The sequence below is a fragment of the Pseudomonas sp. KH_017 genome, from assembly GCF_057840285.1.
The window spans coordinates 3,360,359-3,380,374 of sequence record NZ_CM174509.1; the positions used below are offsets into that span (position 1 = coordinate 3,360,359).

At 58.7% G+C, this 20,016-nt stretch carries 19 protein-coding genes; 9 read left to right on the forward strand and 10 right to left on the reverse strand.

The genetic code is table 11. From position 1 onward, the window contains the following. The first annotated feature begins 22 nt into the window (after nt 1–22). The 9 genes from AC3IT6_RS15365 (at nt 23) to AC3IT6_RS15405 (ending at nt 7,801) form a co-directional block, all read left to right on the forward strand. Nucleotides 23–703 (forward strand): DUF3313 domain-containing protein, encoded by a 681-nt coding sequence (locus AC3IT6_RS15365; RefSeq protein ID WP_489350839.1) that lies wholly within the window; start codon nt 23–25, stop codon nt 701–703. A 115-nt stretch (nt 704–818) separates the two neighbouring features. Continuing rightward, a complete protein-coding gene (locus AC3IT6_RS15370) occupies nt 819–1,280 on the forward strand; it encodes a hypothetical protein (RefSeq protein WP_489356579.1) in 462 nt (153 codons plus the stop codon). Between the two features lie 656 nt (nt 1,281–1,936). Beyond that, on the forward strand, nt 1,937–2,758 hold the full coding sequence (locus AC3IT6_RS15375; RefSeq protein WP_489350841.1) for a winged helix-turn-helix domain-containing protein: 822 nt from the start codon (nt 1,937–1,939) through the stop codon (nt 2,756–2,758). Then, entirely contained in the window at nt 2,755–3,237 is a 483-nt protein-coding gene (locus AC3IT6_RS15380) for a hypothetical protein (RefSeq protein ID WP_489350843.1), read from the forward strand. The genes AC3IT6_RS15375 and AC3IT6_RS15380 overlap by 4 nt, the downstream gene beginning before the upstream one ends. 183 nt (nt 3,238–3,420) lie before the next feature. Further along, entirely contained in the window at nt 3,421–3,720 is a 300-nt protein-coding gene (locus tag AC3IT6_RS15385) for a hypothetical protein (protein WP_489350845.1), read from the forward strand. A 177-nt stretch (nt 3,721–3,897) separates the two neighbouring features. Continuing rightward, nucleotides 3,898–4,230: a hypothetical protein gene (locus tag AC3IT6_RS15390; protein WP_223448834.1), complete on the forward strand. Its 333-nt coding sequence runs from the start codon at nt 3,898–3,900 to the stop codon at nt 4,228–4,230. 127 nt (nt 4,231–4,357) lie between these two features. Then, nucleotides 4,358–5,371, forward strand: a complete 1,014-nt coding sequence (locus tag AC3IT6_RS15395) for an AraC family transcriptional regulator (RefSeq protein ID WP_489350847.1) — start codon at nt 4,358–4,360, stop codon at nt 5,369–5,371. Between the two features lie 263 nt (nt 5,372–5,634). Further along, nucleotides 5,635–7,230: an EAL domain-containing protein gene (locus tag AC3IT6_RS15400; protein ID WP_489350849.1), complete on the forward strand. Its 1,596-nt coding sequence runs from the start codon at nt 5,635–5,637 to the stop codon at nt 7,228–7,230. A 70-nt stretch (nt 7,231–7,300) separates the two neighbouring features. Beyond that, nucleotides 7,301–7,801, forward strand: coding sequence for an outer membrane beta-barrel protein (locus AC3IT6_RS15405; RefSeq protein ID WP_223448831.1), 501 nt, complete (start codon nt 7,301–7,303; stop codon nt 7,799–7,801). A 75-nt stretch (nt 7,802–7,876) separates the two neighbouring features. Here the strand turns inward: AC3IT6_RS15405 and AC3IT6_RS15410 are convergent, their stop codons facing one another. The 10 genes from AC3IT6_RS15410 to AC3IT6_RS15455 all read right to left on the reverse strand — a co-directional run bounded on the left by AC3IT6_RS15410 (nt 7,877) and on the right by AC3IT6_RS15455 (nt 20,016). Then, on the reverse strand, nt 7,877–8,152 hold the full coding sequence (locus AC3IT6_RS15410) for a type II toxin-antitoxin system RelE/ParE family toxin (RefSeq protein ID WP_489350852.1): 276 nt from the start codon (nt 8,150–8,152) through the stop codon (nt 7,877–7,879). Beyond that, complete coding sequence (locus tag AC3IT6_RS15415; RefSeq protein ID WP_223448829.1) at nt 8,152–8,424, reverse strand: CopG family ribbon-helix-helix protein; 273 nt, start codon at nt 8,422–8,424, stop codon at nt 8,152–8,154. The genes AC3IT6_RS15410 and AC3IT6_RS15415 overlap by 1 nt, the downstream gene beginning before the upstream one ends. A gap of 140 nt (nt 8,425–8,564) precedes the next feature. Further along, a complete protein-coding gene (gene aspT, locus AC3IT6_RS15420) occupies nt 8,565–10,256 on the reverse strand; it encodes an aspartate-alanine antiporter (protein ID WP_489350854.1) in 1,692 nt (563 codons plus the stop codon). A 25-nt stretch (nt 10,257–10,281) separates the two neighbouring features. Further along, the gene (locus AC3IT6_RS15425; RefSeq protein WP_489350856.1) at nt 10,282–11,892 is read right to left on the reverse strand and encodes a mechanosensitive ion channel family protein; all 1,611 of its coding nucleotides are present in this window, start codon (nt 11,890–11,892) and stop codon (nt 10,282–10,284) included. Nucleotides 11,893–12,161: 269 nt separating this feature from the next. Continuing rightward, nucleotides 12,162–12,617 carry a hypothetical protein gene (locus tag AC3IT6_RS15430; RefSeq protein ID WP_489350858.1) on the reverse strand — a complete coding sequence of 152 codons (456 nt, stop codon included), beginning with the start codon at nt 12,615–12,617 and terminating at the stop codon, nt 12,162–12,164. Nucleotides 12,618–12,877: 260 nt separating this feature from the next. Then, nucleotides 12,878–13,588 carry an NAD(P)H-dependent oxidoreductase gene (locus AC3IT6_RS15435; RefSeq protein ID WP_489350860.1) on the reverse strand — a complete coding sequence of 237 codons (711 nt, stop codon included), beginning with the start codon at nt 13,586–13,588 and terminating at the stop codon, nt 12,878–12,880. A gap of 87 nt (nt 13,589–13,675) precedes the next feature. Next, nucleotides 13,676–15,091 (reverse strand): aldehyde dehydrogenase family protein, encoded by a 1,416-nt coding sequence (locus AC3IT6_RS15440; protein ID WP_489350862.1) that lies wholly within the window; start codon nt 15,089–15,091, stop codon nt 13,676–13,678. Then, a complete protein-coding gene (locus tag AC3IT6_RS15445) occupies nt 15,084–16,274 on the reverse strand; it encodes a pyridoxal phosphate-dependent aminotransferase (RefSeq protein ID WP_489350864.1) in 1,191 nt (396 codons plus the stop codon). Before AC3IT6_RS15445 ends, AC3IT6_RS15440 begins: the two co-directional genes overlap by 8 nt. 24 nt (nt 16,275–16,298) lie before the next feature. Continuing rightward, nucleotides 16,299–17,906: a 5-guanidino-2-oxopentanoate decarboxylase gene (locus AC3IT6_RS15450; protein ID WP_489356581.1), complete on the reverse strand. Its 1,608-nt coding sequence runs from the start codon at nt 17,904–17,906 to the stop codon at nt 16,299–16,301. Nucleotides 17,907–17,916: 10 nt separating this feature from the next. After that, nucleotides 17,917–20,016 (reverse strand): acetate--CoA ligase family protein, encoded by a 2,100-nt coding sequence (locus AC3IT6_RS15455; RefSeq protein WP_489350866.1) that lies wholly within the window; start codon nt 20,014–20,016, stop codon nt 17,917–17,919.

The window sequence follows — 20,016 nt, forward strand, 5'->3', positions numbered from 1 at the left end:
TCATCACTTGAGAACCAAACACATGGGCATGTCGAATAAATGGATTGCGGGTATTGCTTTGAGCTGTGTATTTCAGGTCGGCTGTGTCTCGAAAGTAGCGCAGCAAGAGCAATACTCGGGCTTCCTGGGCAATTACCAGGGCCTGGAGGAGCAAACTACGCCGAGTGAGCAGAAAGTATTGCGCTGGGTATCGCCAGGGTTCGATCCTCGCGCGTATTCCACGGTGGTGTTCAGGCAGATGGAACTGTATCCATCGCCGCAGCCGACCGCGCGCGTCAGCCTGAAGACCCTGCAAGACCTGCAATTGATGGCCAGCAACAGCGTCAAGACCGCCTTTGCCCGCCGCTATACGATCGTCCCTTATCCACAGCTGGCACCAACCGATTCGCGATCGCTGATCCTGCAAGCGGCAATCACTCACGTCAGCGCCAACAACGAAGGCATGCACTGGTATGAGGCTGTTCCAATCGGCGCCATTGTCGGGGCGACACAAGCCGCCACCGGGCATCGGGATCAGACCGCCGAGATGTACATCGAAGCCAACCTGATCGACGCCAAAACCGGTATGCCGGTCGCGAAGATCGTGCGCAAGGTATTCGGCGAAACCGTCAAGAATGCCGAACAGCCGATTGTTGCCAATGACTTCAAGGTTGCACTCAAAGGCATGACAGACGATATGCAGGCCCTCCTCCTCAAGCGTTGACGCTCAGGCAGACCCCATCGCAAGCAGACCGGCATGGGGTTTCAATGTGATACCCTGCCGCGTTTTCCCTCTGACAAACCGTTAGCCGTGCCAACGCCTGACGTGAGACTCAATGATGAAAATACCGGCCCATACCTTAGCGCTCGTTTCTATATTGCTGAGCACCAGCACCCTGGCGGCGACAGTGATTCCCCTCAAAGGTCAGACCTCCCAGACCATCCAGCAGGACACCAGTGCCTGCCAGTCCCAGGCCAACGCGCAGCATCCGGTGCAAAGCACCGTGCCCTCCGGTGGTCGGGTCAAGGGCGCCGCAACCGCCGCGGTTGCCGGTGCGACCGCGGCAGAAGTTCGGGGTCGCCAACATGAAAACGTCTATGACCAGATTGACGACGATACCAGGCAAGACTATCGCCAGAACAACGCACGCAGTGCCGCGGCTGCCGGCGCCATTGTGGGGGGCTCCAGGCAACGCCAGGAGCGCCGGCAGAATCTGAGTGCGAGCGAACAAAGCGTTACCGCCAACAACTCCGTCTACAGCAGTTGCCTGCAACAACGTGGTTACGATGTCTTGCCTTGATCGTAGGCGACGATGGCCTTAAGTGTTTGTGTCCCTGTCGTTTTACTCCGCTCAAAAAAAGCCCCGAGCCCTTCATGAAAGGACTCGGGGCAAAGCCGTAGAACGAGAGGTGAGGATCGTTTACGCCGCGACAAACAAACCATGAACGCGATGTGTGTCAACGCTCCTCGATATCCATTTAAATCGCTAACGCCCCTGGTTCAAAGCTAATAAGAATCAAAAATAATCTTCAACAAGCCAGGCGCACAAAAACACAATCATTGATTTGTATCCTGATAGTTCAGGCTGCAGTTGAAACCTGTCGCAACAGCGAAGTTAGTTCATTCAGGCGTGGCGGCGCGCAAACCCAACTGCCCGAGCTTGCAGTTTTCGGATAGCGCAGAAAATCCATTCCAAGCATTATTCACGGAGTCCAAATCAAAAACCGTGGGTCATCCAGCAATGCTTTTCCCTTGTTTGATTCAACTGATACCTCTGCCAGGCCGGGCTGTTTGCCACACGGCACGCCTCTGAAACGAGCCAGTCCGGCATTGTAAATGCGACACACAGTGCACCTTCCGCCTGGCCCTCCTCTTCGTTCACCTCCCAGACCAGAATGTACCGAGCCAAATCCGGCCCCTATACTCAGGCCAGTACCGCCTGAACGGAAGATTTCTATGAGCTACACCTTCAAGTTGAAAAATGGCGCCGTGGCGGTATTCGACCCGGACAGCGCCATGCTTTCCATTACAACACCCCATGGAGATGTACAGAATTCCACGCTAGGGAGAGCTGAGTCGCGTCTGTTGGACCTGCTGCTCATGGAGCCAGGTGTCACTAAAAGCCGCGATGAAATCATCGACTACACCTGGAATGACCGCGTGGTTGCCTCCGGCAGTTTGAACCAAACGGTTTTCTCACTACGCAATATTCTCAATGACAGTCGGGATCACGAGATCCTGATGACTGTTCCTCGACGCGGATATTGCTTCAACCGGCACTGTATCGTCGATGCACAAGCAGATGTACCAACACCCTCAGAGCAAACAGCGCAGCCACCCGCCCCTCTCCCTGGACAACTACCGCCACCTGATAGTGATGGACTGCTTGCACCCTCAGGTAAAACCAATAAATCCACGTGCATTACAAAACCCCAGTTGATCGCCTATATGGTTACGCTGGCAGTCGTTGCCTTTACCATTTTTCAATTCGACTTCGACGCGCCAAAAATTGAAATTTCCAGCGTCGACAAGAATGGACTGGTCATACACGCCGTGGGCGGCGATCTTGCCGAGGCTCAAGCGCTGATGGATCTGTCGGCCAAACAAACTGAACAACTACCGCCAAACCTGAAGGGTCAAGTCTGGATCAACCTGTATAAAGCCAATTATTCCGTATCGTGCATTCGCCCGGATCTAAGCACTGCAAATCTACAATTGAACAGCAGCGAAAGAGACCTCGCCTTGATGATCCGTCAATGTTTGGAAGTCACCCTATGAAGTTTGAAATTCCGCAAGCCGTTCACTGGCCGATCATCGCCTTGATCAATGCAGTCTGCATTTTCTCCCTTGTGTACTCCCCTTCGCACTACATGGAAAACACCAGTTATCAAACAAAAGCCCGACAATGGCTGGAAGATCTTGATCAACTGAACACCGAAGAGTACCTCACTATCGGGCATGGCCGACTCACTGGAACCACGCTGGAAAGCCTGAATGGAAAGATCCGCAATGCGACCATTTCAGCGAATATAATCGGCGAAAGCAAAACCCACGTCGAAATCAAAGTCAGCAACATCAAACTCAGCCAGGACAATGAACTTTTTGCCATTGAAAAGACCCCTGACCTGTTCTTCAGACGTCAATACGTCTTGCAAGAAGGCGCCATTCTAAACTACGAATTGATTCCGACGCCGGATAAAAACGCCGTGTGTTTTTATGTACATGAACTTGGCCGCTTGCGCTGCATGAACCATTAATCGGCCTCCCGAACTGACTCAACCCCCGCTTGGCACAGGTTCATCTCAAAGAGTTTTTCAAACAAAAATAACACTTATTGATTTGAATCAAACGTCTCTCCTGTCAAAAATCCCTCGCCGATAATCTTTGGAATCGAGCCTGCTTGATTCTCGTCCGGGACAATGCCCTTACAGGAGAATCAAGTGAAAACCCTGCATTTCCTGCGAACCCACAAATCGACGACTTTCGGATTCCTGGCGGTTTTATTTTTTTCTGCCATGCCACTTTATTCGCTGGCGCACGACGAGCACTCCGTCGAAAGCACGACCATTGAATATTATGAAATTGAAACAAGCCCGGATGATCGCCAGAAACTATCGCATCTGAAAATCCAAAGCGAGAATGAGTATCATGCGGACGAGCAGGACAGTGATTTCCCTCTCTCCACCCCACCACAAGGTGATACCGGCACGAGTTACGCCAGCTCGCTCATATTACTCTGACGCGTACGGTGTAACCCGGTGCAAACGGTGTTTTGACCATCCTGACGACCTCGTAAATATGAGTTATTGACTGTGGCAGGCACAATCGAAGTGAGATTATTTGCAGGCCAGGTCGTGGCAGAGATGCAGCTGACATTCTGCTCTGCCTGAATAAACCGTTAATAAGGAATCGTCTCGATGCTACTGAAAAACTTCGTCACCGTGTCGTTTGGTTTATTGCTTTCCCTCAAGGCCATGGCCGACGACAAGGGTGTCTACAGTGCCAAATTGATGAGTGTCGAAACCAACAAGAAGGTCCCAAGTGCAGTGAAAACCAGCTATCAGGTAAAATCCGGTTATCGTATTGACGACTTTTACTCCTTTACAGCCGCCGCCATCGACCCGATGAAACCCCAATCGCAGATTTTCAGTTCGAAAATTGACCCGCGCAACGTTCAACACATGGACGATTCACCGTTGGACAACAAGTACGCATTTTCGGCGGAGCTGGAACTGATCCGGGGACTCTGACAACCCGTTCAAAGCCAATGGCAATGGGGTCGATCTCACCGACCGACAGGACGCCGAATCGCGTACCTTCTCCATGACTGCCCGTCAGGCTTGACCCTAATCATTTAACAGATGAGCCTTCAACTTCATGAGTATCGCACCGCCCGACGAGATCTTTCATTTGTCTTCTGCCTTGCCGAGTCAACTGAATAGAACAATAGGCAAATGGCAAATGAGCCTTATTCCGACCGAGCAAGAGGCGCGCATTCGGCAACACAAGCTCTTTCACAGTCCGGAACTGCAGTGCAGCCGTCTTGAGTTCGACTCATCCGTCACCCTGGTCAGTTCTGTCCCTGCCGGGTTCGTGACATTCGCCATCTCGCAGCCCCCGATTGGACGCCCCGTCGTAAACAATCACCAACTACGGCCTGACGAAATCATCGTACTGCACAGCGATGAATCGGTGCATTACACCTGCGAACCTAATGAAATACTTTTCACCATCACCACAACACTGGAAAACTATGACCGGTGCCGCCAACATCACCCTGTCATAGATATACTTGCAAACAGAACACAACACAGCTTCCAGGCTGAAAACTTTCAATTCATACAATCTGCCATTCAAGCCATCAGTGCTTGCTGTGTCGACATCAACGACGCTGCTTCAGCACAACGCAGCGCAGCAGAGAGTTTAGCGATTGAAAGTGCGGTACTTGCTTCTCTATTGCAGTCATTGACGCCCGCTGGTGGCTTCAGACGCAAAGTCCCGACACGAAGAAAGGTGGCGATCGAAGCCATACAGTACATTCATGAAAACACAAAAAAAACGCTCTCTATAAAAACGCTCGTAAGGCAACTTGAAACCACCACTCGCACCCTGCATTTTGGCTTTATTGAAACGTTCGGGATGTCGCCAATCGCCTATATCAGAAACCTGAGACTCGCCAGCGCCCGTCGCGACCTGATCAATAAAACGTGGCCCACCGTGACAGAAACCGCGATGTTCTGGAACTTTCACCATCTGGGTCGTTTTTCCAAGGCGTATCAGATTGCTTACGGAGAGACTCCGTCAGAAACGGCCAGGCGCAACTCAGCCAAGCCCAGGTGCACGTCCTCATCCGTTTACAATCAGGTCGCTGGCGATAAGAGTTATCGTTAACCGGTGTTTATCAATGCCCTGCAAATGATGATTAATAATTTCCTTTGCTTGAACATAGGTACCCACCATTGCTTATTTGCCCACTCAAGGAGATAAGCATGCAACATCGAGTAAACACACTGCCACTCAAGCAGAAAATCGCCCTGTGCATTGCCGTCTATGCAAGCGGCATCTTGTTGGCCTGGGTCATTGACTGGTACTGAAGACGTTTAATCCGCGACTACAAGGTGCACAGTGAAATATTGATACCTCGGGGTTTTTCGATGATTGCCGTATATAAAGCGTTACTTGGAAGGCACGCAGTCACTGTATGCCTGATTGCTGCGACGGGCTGGGCCGCATGGTTCTGTGCTGGAGGACTGGCTGAGCAATTCATCGCACGGAAGTTGAATAACGTTTATGCCGATCTGCGTGCTGCTCAAGTGGAGCCTAATGCGCAGATCGACAAAGTACTGGAAACCCTCGGCGATCTTGATCGTTCGGGTCAGGAATGCTCCGTCGAGCAATACTTACAATTGGCCGACCTGGTCAAGAACCTGCGATTTGTTGATCAAGCGGCAATCCAGTTGCCCAACGGCAAGATCTGCTCCTCCTACGGACAAGAACTCCAGTCGATACTGGCCGGTAACGAGAAGCGCAAGTTCTCCGTTGGAAAGCGAAGCTATTGGGTCGATTCCGGTCACGCAGTTTCTGCGGACAGCGACTTTATCATTGTGTCGGAACAGTCAACCTACGTCTGGGTAAACAAGAAGATCCTGCTCGACAACTTGAAGTTTCCCGAGGACCTGCAACTGGACCTCATCGGTCCCGGCGGCGCAGTGCCTATTGCCTCCACTGGCCCCAAGCCGCTGAAGATGCAGAAGCCGTTCCACCTTGAAGAACTGGTTACCTCGGCAGACAAGGTCCTGATCGCCTTTGCGGGCAAACGAAATGAACTGATCGCCGTCATTTCTCTTCCGTTGAGTTACCTGACAAGTCTCAAATTCAAACTATTCATTGGCCTTGTGTGCGTGTTCGCAGCGCTGCTCTTGCTCGCAAGGTGTGCCCAACGGCATTACACCTCTATCGCCGTACGACTTCGCAATGCCCTGAAAGCCAACACGCTGGGTGTTCACTACCAGCCTATCGTTAACTTGACGACGGGCTATCTGGTTGGCGCCGAATCACTTTCTCACTGGAGCGACAACGGCACCCAGGTGCCTGCGGATGTTTTCATTCCGGTCGCGGAGAAGTCTGACTTGATCCGCAAACTTACGCGCTCGGTGATTCGACAAGTGGCGGAGGATTACAGCACCTACCTTTGGGCGTGCAAGGACTTCTACATTACGGTCAATCTTTGCGCCCAGGATATTCAGGACCCAACCCTTCCAGACTATGTGGCCGACCTGCTGGCAACCTACAACATGCCCGCGTCCGCCATGACGTTTGAAATCACCGAAAGGACCTTGCTCGATCAGAAGTCTGCCGCCCTGCAATTGCGACGGCTTCGTGCGTGTGGACATCGCATTGCCGTGGACGACTTCGGTATCGGCTATTCCAACCTCTCGCTTCTGGATTCGGTGCCTTTCGACATTCTGAAAATAGATCGCTCATTCATCGCAAACGACAAGATCGCTGCCGAGGATGCCTTGTGGCGACACATTGCCCGGTTGGCCAAGTCGCAAAGACTCAAGGTCGTGGCCGAAGGTGTCGAGAGTCAGCAGCAACTGCCGCACCTGGTTTCGGAGGGGGTTGTATTGGCACAAGGCTGGTTGTTCTGCAAAGCGCTGCCTGTTCAAGCGTTGGCAAGACGCTACTTTCAATGCCCGGCAAACATCCCGCCGTACGACTCAAAAATATCAATCAATGACTTCTATTAACCCCACACGGCCCCTCAAATGCTCGCCGAACCCTAACACCAGACAAACCTGTACAAGGACTCCACCACACATGCGACTTCGAAACCTTGGCTTCGCTTCACTGCTATCGTTGCTGTCTTTTCAAGCGCTCGCTGATGACAAAGGCTTATATCTTGGAGCTGGCGTAAGCAGCATACAGACCGACGAATCCAGACTGGACGACGACGACACCAGCTACAAGGTTTATGCCGGGTATCGCGTCAATAGCTACCTGGCCTTCGAGGGTGCCTATGTCGATCTCGGTCAATTCAAGGACAAGAATGTCGATTTCGACGGCAAATCGGCCCAGGCTGCCGCCCATGTCGGCTTTCCGCTGGGCGATCGGGTGCGGGTATTCGGCAGCGTCGGTGCTCACGCCTGGGACGCCGACGGCAATGCCACCGACGACGATACCGGGGTTGACCTGACCTACGGTGTCGGCCTGGAGGTCGATGTCTTTCGTAACATCGGCCTGCGCGCGGAATACGAAGTCCTGGAAGTCGGAGAGATCGACCTGAACCAGACGACCGCATCCGCCTATATGCTTTTCTGACACCGCTGCAACTGAGCGGCCTTGCCGGTCGCTCAACGCCCCCTGCGCAACATCCCCCGCCCTTACATGCAGGCGCTATCGATGCTCGCGTGTATGCCACAAGCGCAGCAGATAGATCGTTGAATGCTGAATTTCATATCGAAGTTCATAGTGGCCGATCAGAATTCGACGCACATCCCGTGGGTCGAATTCCTCCAGGCGCTCACCAATGCGCGGGTTGCTCAGCAAAGTGCTCGGAGCAGCTGTAAGTTGCTGAACCGTATGGACTGCGGCGCAATGATTGACGGTGGCTAGAAACTCGTACAAACGGGCTACATCGGAAAGCGCCTTGCTGGTCCACTTCAACTCCATCAGCGCGGCACCGGTAACGGAGATTCACTGCTGAGGCTTTCGGCCCATGCCTGGACCGCTTGATGGTCGACAACACGACCGGCATCCACATCGGCCAAGGCTTCACGGGTCAGGCGACTGCGTTCTTCTTCCTGATCCAGCCACGCCGAAAGTGCCTGCTTGACGATCCAGTTTCGAGAACGATCCAGACGCTCTGCGAGCTCATCAACCCGTTCGGCCAGGTCTACTGGGACGTGTGCTGTCACTGATCGGGTTTTGACGGTAGTGGCCATGACATTTGCTCCTGTGCCGCGAGATGCAGCAGACACCTGTTAACGTTATTCAGATTGCTTCAATGGGAACCAGATTAAATCACATCCAATAACCCAGGATAGTCAAGCACGATAGATGGTCATCGCGCATTGCATGCGCCCTAACCCGCCACCACAAACACAATGATCGGCCCACACACCGCCAGCAACACATTGGAAATCGCATAACACACGGTAAAACCAATCACCGGAGTATTGCTGCCGGACTGTTCGATGATCTTGTTCATCGACGCCGCTTCGGTCTGCGCACCGGCCAGTGCGCCGAACAGGATCATCGGGTGCAGGCGCAGCACATAGCGGCCGAAGTACAGCGCCACCAACGGCGGCACGATGGTGACCACGGCGCCGGACAGCAGCAACGCCAGGCCTTGTTCCTTCATCGCGGCAAAAGCTGCGGGGCCGGCCAGCAGGCCGACCACCGCGCCGAACGCGGTCAAGCCAAACTCGGAAAACGCCCATTGCGCGGCGGGCGGCAACGCGCCGATTTCCGGGTGGCGCGAGTTGTACCAGCCAATCACCAGCGCGGCGACCAAGACCCCGCCACCGATGCCCAGCTCCACGGGGATCATCCCGATATGGGTCGACAACAGCCCCAGCAACGAGCCCAGCACCATGCCGAGGGTGTGCATGGCGATGTCGCTCTTGTAGTTGTTCTCGCGAATCCGCCCTAACCGCTTGGCCACAGCTTCGACACTGGCGGTGCGGCCGGTCAGGGTAATCACGTCGCCTCGACGCAGCACGGTGTTGGGCAGCAAGGGCAACTCGTAGCCCTGGCGGGTGATGGTATTGATGAAGCAGCCCAGACGCCTGGCGCTTTCCAGGCGGCTTTTCGCCTGATGGATCGTCTTGCCGGCGAACTCCGGCGAGGTCACGACGATGTCCACCTCGCGGGTGGGGAAGGACAAGGATTCGGCATGGTCGATTTCCGGTCCGATCCACTGGGTGAGCGTGCCCACGGCTTCGCGCAAGGCATAGACCCCGACGATATCCCCAGCCATCAGCGTGAAAGCCTCGTCACGCTCGATAACTGTTCCTGCACGCACCACGCGCTCGACGGTCAGCGATTCGTACTGTTTCTCCACATCGGCAATGCGCTGCCCATTCGCCGAACCGTTGTCCGCCACCTGATGGGCGCGCACGACAATGCGGGTGTACGGTACAGTAATCGCGTCTTCTTCCTTGGCGATGCCCAGCTCCAGTTCCAACTCCCGTGCCGACGCCTTGAGGTCCACGCCCAGCAGCTTCGGGGCAATGCTGCCGACGAAGACGATCAGGCCGATGGTGCCGAACAGGTACGTGATCGCGTAGGCAATCGCCATGTGGCTGTTGAGTTGGGCCCTGGCCGCGGTGTCGATCGACAGTTGATTGATGGCGCTGGTGGCCGTGCCCATGATCGCCGTATCGGTCAGTGCGCCGGCACCGAGCCCGGCGGTGAAACCGGCGTCGAAATCAAAGACCGCATTCATCAGCAGGATCGCCGCCAGCGCGGTCCCGCACAGCACCACACTCAACACCACCAGTTTCAGCGTGCCGCGATTGAGGCTGCCGAAAAACTCCGGCCCGCTCTTGAAGCCGACCGCGTAGATGAACATCACAAAAAATACCGACTTCAATCCGGTTGGCACTTCCAGCCCGATCTGGCCGATCAGCAGCCCCATCAACAGCGCACCGGCCACGGAACCGAGGTGGAAACTGCCGATGTGGATGCGGCCGATGAACACGCCCAGGGCAATGGCCAGGAACACCGCGATTTCCGGGTCAGTGCGCAGGGCGTGGAGAATGAACTCAAGCATGGTGCGAACTCCCTTTCAGGCGAAATCAGGATTCCTTCGGTTCTTGCGCGGGGGCCGGGTACCACTTGTCCCTGGGCACCCATTTCTCCTGTTGCGGATCGCCCAGATAGTGCGGCGACATGATCTGCACGCCGTACTCGTTGAACACATCCTGGATGTTGGCGTGCAGCATGCTCAGCAGCACCGCGCGCGGCCGGGGCTGACTGGGAATGGCCTGGGCCACCAGCCGGTATTCCGGGTAGAAGTCCGACAACGCCGTCTGGAACACCTGGGCCGGCGGTACTTCGAGAATCCCCGGTGTGCGCTTTGCGGCCTCCAGCAACATCGCCTCCACTTGCCGCCACGGTGTGTCGTATCCAATAGTCACGATGGTGTCGACCACGTAGCCGGGGCCTTGTACCACCCGCGAGTAGTTCTTGGTGACGGTGCCGGTGATCATCGAGTTGGGCAGGGTCAGCACCTCGCCCAGGCCGGTGCGAATGCTGGTGGTGAACATGCCCAGTTCGGTCACCGTGCCTTCGTAGTCGCCGATGCGCACAAACTCACCGGGGCGCAGGGTTCGGGTGTAGGTCAGGATCAGCCCCGCCGCCGCCTGGCCCACCACGCTGGTGGCGCCCAGGGAAATCATCAGGCCGATCAACACCGACAGGCCTTTGAAGGCATCGGTGCCGGCACCCGGCAGGTACGGATAGGCCATGGCCAGAGCAAACAGCCAGATCGCCAGGGACGTCAGGCGTTGGGTCGGTTGCAGGGTTTCATGGTTCAGCCAGCTGAGGGTTCCCGGTACAGCCATGCGCCGCAGTATCCGCCGCATGAATGCAGTTGCGCCGCGGGCGATGAAGAAGATCGCCAGCGCCACGCCCAGTCCGGGTATGGCACCGACGATCCCTTGCAGCAGATAGCCGCCGAGCTCCAGCAGATAGTTGTTGAGGCTTTCGCCCCAGGGACGGGTATAGGGAAAGCGCGACAGGACAAAGCCCAGCCATTCGTACGTCAGCAGCAACACGATGATCCAGCGCACCAGTTCCAGCAGGCGGCTGGCCAACGGATACAGGTAATTGGCGTCGATCAGCGGCACCCGTCCGACTTTCAGGGCCTGGGTGTGCCGATGCATCAGTTCGGGCAGTTTCTTCAGCACTCTGCGCCGCAGGTACGACATGCCGAACAACAGCGCGATGTAAATGCCGGTGGCGATCAACGCGGCGACCACGGAGCGCAGGATCAACCGCAGGCTGCGGGCCTCCCGGGTTTCGGCCACGACCTGGCGCAGCCTGTCGGCCGCGGCTTCGGCGGCCTGCTGTACCGAGTCGTATTCAGTCGCGTCGAAATCATTGGGCGAAACGATAAAGGCGCGCCGGCTACCCAGCAGCACCATATAGCTTTTCATGATCGGGTCGAGGGTGACATTGAGGTCGTCGGCTTCGTCCAGCGCCTCACCGATCACCGCTTTCGCCCGTTTGACCCGCGAGGCCGGGGCTTCACCGAGGATGGTCGCGCGAAACACCATGATGCTGCGGTTGGCCACTTTCAATTCAACGGGAGCATCAACCACTTTCGGTGCATCCTCGGCCCACAGTTGCACCGACCAAAACATCCCGAAAACAGTAAACATTACAGCGAGCAGCCTGCTCCGCATGTGTCGGATCCTTACGTCACGAAATTCAGATCGAGGGTACGTATCGCAGCGTAGTTCACCGATGAACGGTTGTCAGATTTGCGCTACAGGCAGTTTCCTTATCCGTCTTTTTCCTTGAAACAACGAGCTCGAGCCCCGGAAATTGTGCTCTTGACCGGACCTGTGGGAGCGAGCTTGCTCGCGATGAGGGCGGCACATCAAACATCTATGCCGACTGATCCTGCGCCATCGCGAGCAAGCTCGCTCCCACAGTGTGTTCCGTACCTGGCTCAAGGGTTGACCTGATAACCCTTGCCCTGCAAACAACTGCTGTAGGCCGACGCGGTATTCGTCTGGGTGGTTTTCTCGTCCGCCCGACGTTCCTGACGCTGACGCGAACCACCGACCACCACCCCGGCCGCCGCCGTCTCCTTGGCGCGGTTCTGGCGATAGTCCTGTTTCCTGTCATCGTCGACACGATCATAAGCATCGTCGTGCTGATTGCCGCGCACCTGGGCCGCCGTCGCGCCAGCGGCCGCCCCCACAGCGGCACCCTTGACCCTCCCGCCGGAAGACGAGGAAGACGTCGAGGCGCTCTGGCTGGCGGCGATGCTGTTGCATTCGTTGATGTCGGCCTGGGTTTGTTGCGAACTTTGCCCTTTCATCGGCACCACTGATTGCGCCCAAAGCGGGCTACTTAAAACCGACAATGCGATGCACAGGCTGACCGGTGAAAACCTATTCATGATGACCTCCGACAGGCTTGCCACAATGGGCAAGCCTTGGGGCGACTGGCGGATGGCAAGCGACGTCATGCGTCGCTCTGCTGATCGGGTGGAACAACTGAAAAGTGTAGTTCAACGGCCCCGCAGAGAAGGACTTCCGAACAAGTGGTTGGAGTTGTGTGGGAGCCTGCTCGCGAAGGCGGTGTTTTTGCCAAATTCTTCGTTGAATTTGAAACCGCTTTCGCGAGCAAGCCCGCTCCCACAGGGGGATGTGGTGTTAATCAGGCATTGGTGGTCAGTGGATAGAGCTTGTCATCGAACTGCGCCAATTTGGGAAACACCAACGGCTGATCATCACTCAGATGCTGCAGCCGCTGCCCGTAATCAACCAGAAATTGCTGGCGCGCCTCTTCACTGATGTACGGCACATGCCAGGCCACGAACGGTTCCAGCACGTCAAAACCGACATACGCCAGCGTGCCACGCAGGATCGGCCGCAACATGTCCTCCAACGGGCCGTGGATCGCACCGTCGCCAAACATGTGTTCACGCCCGCCCAGGGTCACGGTCACCAGCGCCTTCTTGCCGGCCAGACCGCCCTGATCGTAGAAGCGCTTGCCGCCATAGCAGATGCCGGACACCAGCACCCGGTCGATCCAGCCCTTGAGCATGGCCGGGGTGGAGAACCAGAAGATCGGGAAGTTGAGGATCAGCAGGTCGGCCCACAGCAGTTTGTCCAGTTCCGCCTGGATGTCCGCGGCCAGCGACTGGCTCTTCACGCCCAGGCGTTGTTCCAGGGCATAGACCAGGTATTCAGGGTTTTCCCGGGAGGAAAAGTCCGCGTCGCTGGCCACCGGGTTCCAGTTCATTTTGTACAGGTCGCTGACCTGCACTTCGTGGCCCTGGGCTTCGAGGGTGGAAACAGCCTGATCCCTCAGGGCGGCGGTGAAGGATTGCGGCTCCGGGTGAGCGTGGACGATCAGTACTTTCATGGTGGTTCCTTAGACTTTTTCCAGCGTATCGATTGCAGGTGTGGAGTAGCAACATCGTGGGCGATGAACAGTTTGAGTCGCCAACCGTCACACCTGGATCGCCTTGACTTCGACGAACTCGTTCAGCCCCTCCTCACCCCATTCGCGACCGTTACCCGATTGTTTGTAGCCACCGAACGGCGCCTGATAATTGAACGCCGCGCCATTGAGGAAGCACTGACCGGCGCGTAGCTGCCGCCCCAGGTGCAAGGCGCGCTCGGCACTGCCGGCCCAGACGCCGCTGGACAGGCCGAACGGCGAGTCGTTGGCGATCTGGATCGCTTGCGCCTCATCGGTGTAGGGAATCAGGCACAGCACCGGGCCGAAGATTTCTTCCTGGGCAATGCGCATGCGGTTGTCGACATCGGCGAACAGCGTCGGGCTGACATAGAAGCCGCGTTCGAAAGTCGACGGCGTGTCACCGCCGCACAGCAGCCGTGCGCCTTCCTGTTGGCCGACCTTGATGTAGTCGAGCACGGTGCGTTTTTGCCCGGCCGAACACATCGGACCGAGGAAGCTTTGCGGGTCGAGGGGATCGCCCATGCGCAGGCTCAGGGTTTCCGCCAACGCCAGTTCCACGGCCTCGGCGTAACGGCTGGCCGGCAGCAGCATGCGGGTCAGCGCGGTGCAGGTCTGGCCGGAGTTGATCATCACGTCCTGCACGCCGTAGCGCACCGCCGCTGCCAGGTCGGCATCTTCGGCGATCAGCAACGGCGACTTGCCGCCCAGTTCCAGGCACACCCGCTTGACCGAAGGCGCCGCCGCTTGGGCGACACGAACGCCAGCGCCGGTGGAGCCGGTAAACGACACCATGTCCACATCCGGGTGTTTGGCCAGCGCTTCGCCGACTTTCGAGCCCGGCCCACTGACCAGGTTGAACACACCGGCCGGCAGGCCGATGTCCTCGATCATTTGCGCCAGCAGGAAGGCATGCAGCGGGGTTTCCTGGCTCGGCTTGACCACCACCGTGCAACCGGCGGCCAGTGCCGGGGCGAGCTTGCCGATCAGCTGGTGCAGCGGGTAATTCCACGGATTGATGAACGCGCAGACACCCACGGCCTCGCGAATCACCAGCGAATTGCCGACTTCGCGCACTTCGTCCATGAGATGAGCCAGTTCGACGTACTGCTCAAGGCCAGCGATCGGCCCGTCGACCTGCACCGAGCGGCACCATTGCACCGGCATGCCCAGTTCAGTGGTGATGACCGCGGCCATCTCATCGGCACGATTGCGCAGTTGATCGGCCAGGGCGCGGATGTAACCGGCACGCACGCTGGACGGTGTACGCGACCATGAGTCGAACGCCCGGCGTGCAGCCGCCACGGCGTTTTCGACATCGAGTTCATCACCCAGTGGAACGCTGCCGCACACTTCTTCGGTGGCCGGATTGATCACCTCGGCGATGCCCTGCCCCGACGGGTTTCGCCAGCGGCCATCAATAAACAATGTCTTGTGATTAAGCATGAATCTGGGCCTCCATCAATTCTTGAGCACAACGGGCAATGCGCTGGCAGGCATCGCGCAGCGGTTCGGCGCCGACCACCAGACCGAGGCGAATATGCCCCGCCGCGCTCGGACCAAAGGCCTCGCCCGCCAATACCGACACGCCGTGGCGATCCAGCAAACGGTCGGCAAACGCCTGGGCGCTGAGCCCGGTCTGGCGGATATCGAGCATCACGAACATCCCGCCATCGGGTTTCAACGCCCGCACGCCGGGGCAATCGGCCAGGCTGTTGCACACCAGGTCGCGACGCTGGCGATAGGCCTCGCGCATGGCTTCGAGTTCCGGCAGGTTGCTTTCCAGGGCCACCACGGCAGCGTCCTGAATGAAATCCGGCGAGCCGTAGAGCATGCACAACGCGAGGTTTTCCAGGTGCGCGGCCAGGGATGGCGGCGCCACCACCCAGCCGACGCGCCAGCCGGTCATGGCGTGGGATTTCGACAGGCTGTTGAGGGTCGCGGTGCGCTCGGCCATGCCCGGCAGGCTCGCCGGGCTGACATGTTCGCCTTCGAACAGCAATTCGCTGTAGACCTCATCGGAAATCAGCCACAGGTCGTGGCCGATGCACAGTTCAGCCAAGGCAGCCCAGGTGCTGCGCGGCAGACTCGCGCCGGACGGGTTGTGCGGGCTGTTCAGTGCCAGCGCCCGGGTGCGCGGGGTGATACGCGCGGCGACGTCTTCGGGCAGCACGCGAAAACCGTTTTCCGAGCGCACGGGCACCGGCACCACCACGGCACCGCAAGCACCGAACACCGCTTCGTAGGTGACGTACATCGGTTCGGCGACGATCACTTCGTCACCCGGATTGAGCACGCATTGGGCCACGCTGAACAGCGCACATTGCGCCCCGGCCAGCACGGTGACCTGATCCGCCGAAACGGACTGGCCGCTGCGTTGTTGATGACGCCTGGCGATGGCTTCACGCAGGGCACGCTTGCCGCGCACCTCGGCGTAGTGAGTGTTGCCGCTCAGCAGGCTGTCGATGGCGCCCTGCACGATAGGCTGTGGCGTGTCGAAATCCGGATCGCCCACGGACAACAGCAGAATGTCTTCGCCTTGCTCGCGCAGTGCCAGGGCGCGGTAGTGGATGTCCCACGCGGCGGCGCCGTCACCGGCGATTCGTTGAGTCAGATCGGAAAAGCGCATGGCTTCATCCCCTTGAAATGCAGATCAATGCGCACAGGCATGTTTGAGTTCGATCAGGGTCACGCCGTTGCGCTTGAAGCCTTGGCGCAAGTCGGTCTGCAACTCGGCCAGGCTTTGCGGCTGGGTCACGGTGCAGCCGAACGCACGAGCGAGAGCGGCGAAATCCGGGTTGCGCGGCAACACGCCGATGGGCTCGATATCCAGGCCGAGCATGTCATCGCGGATCTGCCCCAGGGCGTCGTTGTTCCACAGCAGCACCACCAGCGGGCTGTCTAGTTCCTCGACGGCGGTCGCCAGTTCCTGGGCGGTGTAGAGGAAACCACCGTCGCCCACCAGCACCAGGCCCGGCCGCTGCGGCGCGCCGAACTTGGCGCCGATGCCGGCCGGCAAGCCATAACCCAAGGTGCCGTAGCCGGTCGGGTGCAGCCAGCTGCGGATGGCCAGGCTGTCAAAGGCGTAGTTGCCGGTGTAGGCCAGTTGGGTCATGTCGGTGCTGATGAACGCGTTGTCCGGCAGCTCTGCAGCGATACGGTCGAGAATCGATTGATGGATCGACTGCAACGGGCCATGGCTGGCCTTGACCGCTTCACGCAGGGTGGCGACCGAGGCAGTGGCGGCGCCAGCGTCGCGCACGTCGGTCGGCAAGCGCTCAAGCAAACCGCTGAGGGTTTGTTGCGCGTCGCCATGCAATGCCACGGCGCAGGGGTAGAAGTCGTTGAACTTGCGCGGGTCGATGTCGACGCGCAGCAGTTCGCCATTGAGTGGTAGGCGTTCGCGCCAGAAGTCGGTGTCGGCCATTTCGGTGCCGACCGCCAGCACCACATCGGCCTCGGCGATCAGGTTCCAGCCCGGCTCTACACACAGGGATGAGCCGGCGTTGAGCGGTGCATCCGGCGGCAGCAGGCCTTTGCCGGCGACGCTGGTGAACAATGGCGCGGCGAGTCGGGTGCTGATTTCTTGCAGTTCAGAGGTGGCATTGAGCGCACCACCACCGGCGATGACCATCGGGCGCTTGGCAGCCTTCAGTTTGGCCACGGCTTGATCAATGGCGGTCGCGGATGCCGGGCCGCGACCCGGGCGACGCACCACTTCATTGCTCCAGTTACGGGCAATCGGCGCCGACAACACGTCCAGCGGCACCGAGATGTGCACCGGGCGCGGGCGCTCGCTGTCGAACACCGCATAGGCACGGGCGATCAGTTCCGGCAGGTCTTCGGCGGTCAGTGCCACTGCCGAGAACGCGGTAATCGGCGCGGTCATCGCCCGTTGATCCTGACACTCGTGCAGGCTGCCCCAGCCCTTGCCCAGGCTGGCGCTGTGGTTGACGCTGGAAATCACCAGCATCGGAATCGAGTCGGCGTAGGCCTGGCCGATGCCGGTGGCGGCGTTGGTCACGCCGGGGCCGGTGATGACGAAGCACACACCGGGTTTGCCGCTGACCCGGGCATAACCATCGGCCATGAAACTGGCGCCCTGCTCATGACGGGTCAACACATGGCGGATGCCGCTGCCGGGCAGGCCGCGATACAGCTCCAGGGTGTGTACTCCGGGGATGCCGAACACGGTATCGACGCCGTAGTTGGCCAACAGACGCACCAGGGCCTGGCCACCGGTCAAGGTTTTGCTTTGCATATTCATGTCCTCACTCGTGGCCGAGGCGAATCAACGCATCGACCGCAGTCGTGCCTTGGGCACCGACCAACAATGGGTTCACATCGAGTTCCAGCAGGTGTCCGGCGTTCTCGCAGGCGTAGTCGGCCACGGCGCGGATGGCGGTGACCAAGGCGTCCAGGTCCGCAGACTCGCGACCACGGAAACCTTGCAGCAACGGTGCGCTGCGCAGGCTGAGCAAGGCATTGCGGATCGCGCCGTCGGTGGTCGGCAGCAACAGGCTGCGACTGTCCTTGAGCAACTCCACCAGAATGCCGCCGGCACCGATCACCAGCGCGAGGCCAAAATCGTTTTCGCGCTTGATGCCGACAATCAGTTCAGCCAGTGGCGGCTTGGCCATCGGTTCGAGCAACAGTTGATCGAAGGCTACGCCCGGGGCGTAAGCGGCAATGCTGGCGCGCATCTTCTCCAGTGCAGCGCTCAATCCCGCGCCGTCCTTGAGGTTCAACGCCACGGCACCAGCCTCGGTCTTGTGTGGCAGTTGGGCACTGACCGCTTTGAGTACCAGCGGATAGCCCAGGGTTTCAGCGTCCTTCAGGGCCTTGTCCGGGGTGCTCAAAACGCCGTTGGGCGTCGGCAGGCCAAAGGCTTTCAACGCCTGTTTGGAATCCCATTCATTGAGCAAACGCCCCTCACCTTCCAGCGCTTGCGGGCACAACGGCACCAGCGCCGATTCGCCCAACGCCAGCAACGCCTGACGGTTGCGTTGATAACCGGCGATGCGGCCCCACGCGGCCAACCCGTCTTCAACGCCCTGCAGGGCCGCGACGCCTTGGGCGTGCAGACGCTCGCGGGCATGGGCCGGCAACAATTCGGGGAAGGCCGAGGTGACAAAACCGGTCTTGCCGTGGCGTTGCAGTGCCGCGCAGTACAACTCCAGCAGCAGGTCGCATTCCTTGCGCTCGCCGGTGAACTCCGACGGGTAGTCGAGCACCAGCATGGCAGCGTCGGCTTCGGTGCGTAGCGCGCTGTCGAGCATGCGGTTCAAGGCTTCGCCGTCGCCCCAGATCGCCGTGGTGAAATCCAGCGGGTTGACCAGGTTGGCGTAGGTCGGCAGCACTTGCGCGAGTTCGCCGACCTGCCCTTGATCGAGTTTCGGCAGGCCCAGCTCGTTGCGTTCGGCGTAGTCGGCAATCAGCCCGGCGTCGCCACCGGAACAGGCCAGCGCGATCAGGCTGTTGCCCGCCGGCAGGTTGCCGCAGGCCGCGGCCTTGAGGGTTTCGACAAAACTCACCGGGCCGCTGACGCGAATCACCCCAAGACGGTCGAACAGCGCGTCATACAGCGCATCGGAGCCGGACAGCGAACTGGTGTGACTCAAGGCCAGTTCGGCGCCGATCTGCGACACACCGGTTTTCAGGGCGATGATCGGAATGCCCTTCTCCAGCGCCTTGTGCGCGGCGCGGGCAAAACCCGGCACGTTCTTCAGGCCTTCCAGATGCAGGCCGATGGCGGTGACGCGCGGCTCGTCAAGCAACACGTCCATCAGTTCAGCGACACCCAGTTGCGCCTGATTGCCCACCGAGGCCATGTAGGCCACCGGCAGCGAGCGGTCGCTCATGGACAGGTTGTAGGCGAAGTTGCCGCTCTGGGTCAGCACCGCCACGCCCTTCTCCACCGCTTTGCCGCCATGGGCCACCGGCCACAGCGCAGAGCTGTGCAGGTAGTCGAGCAGGCCGTAGCAGTTGGGGCCGAGCAAGGCCATGTCGCCAGCGGCCTTGAGCAGTTGCTGTTGCAGGGCCTGGCCTTCGGCGCCGGTCTCGGCGAAGCCGGAGGCGTAGCAGATGGCGCCGCCCGCGCCTATGGCGGCCAGTTCGGCGACGCAGGTCAGCGTCAGCTCGCGGTTGGTGGCGATGAAGACTGCATCCGGTCCACATGGCAGATCGGCAATATTGCGTACGCACGGTACGCCTTCAAGGCTGTCATTCTGCGGATTGACCAGCCACATTTGCCCTTGGTAGCCGCCCTCGGCACAGCGCTTGAGGGCGCGCGCCATGCTGCGGCCGCCGACGAACGCCACGTGTTGCGGCGCGAGCATGCGTTTGAGGTTGTCACGAATGGTTTGGGACAT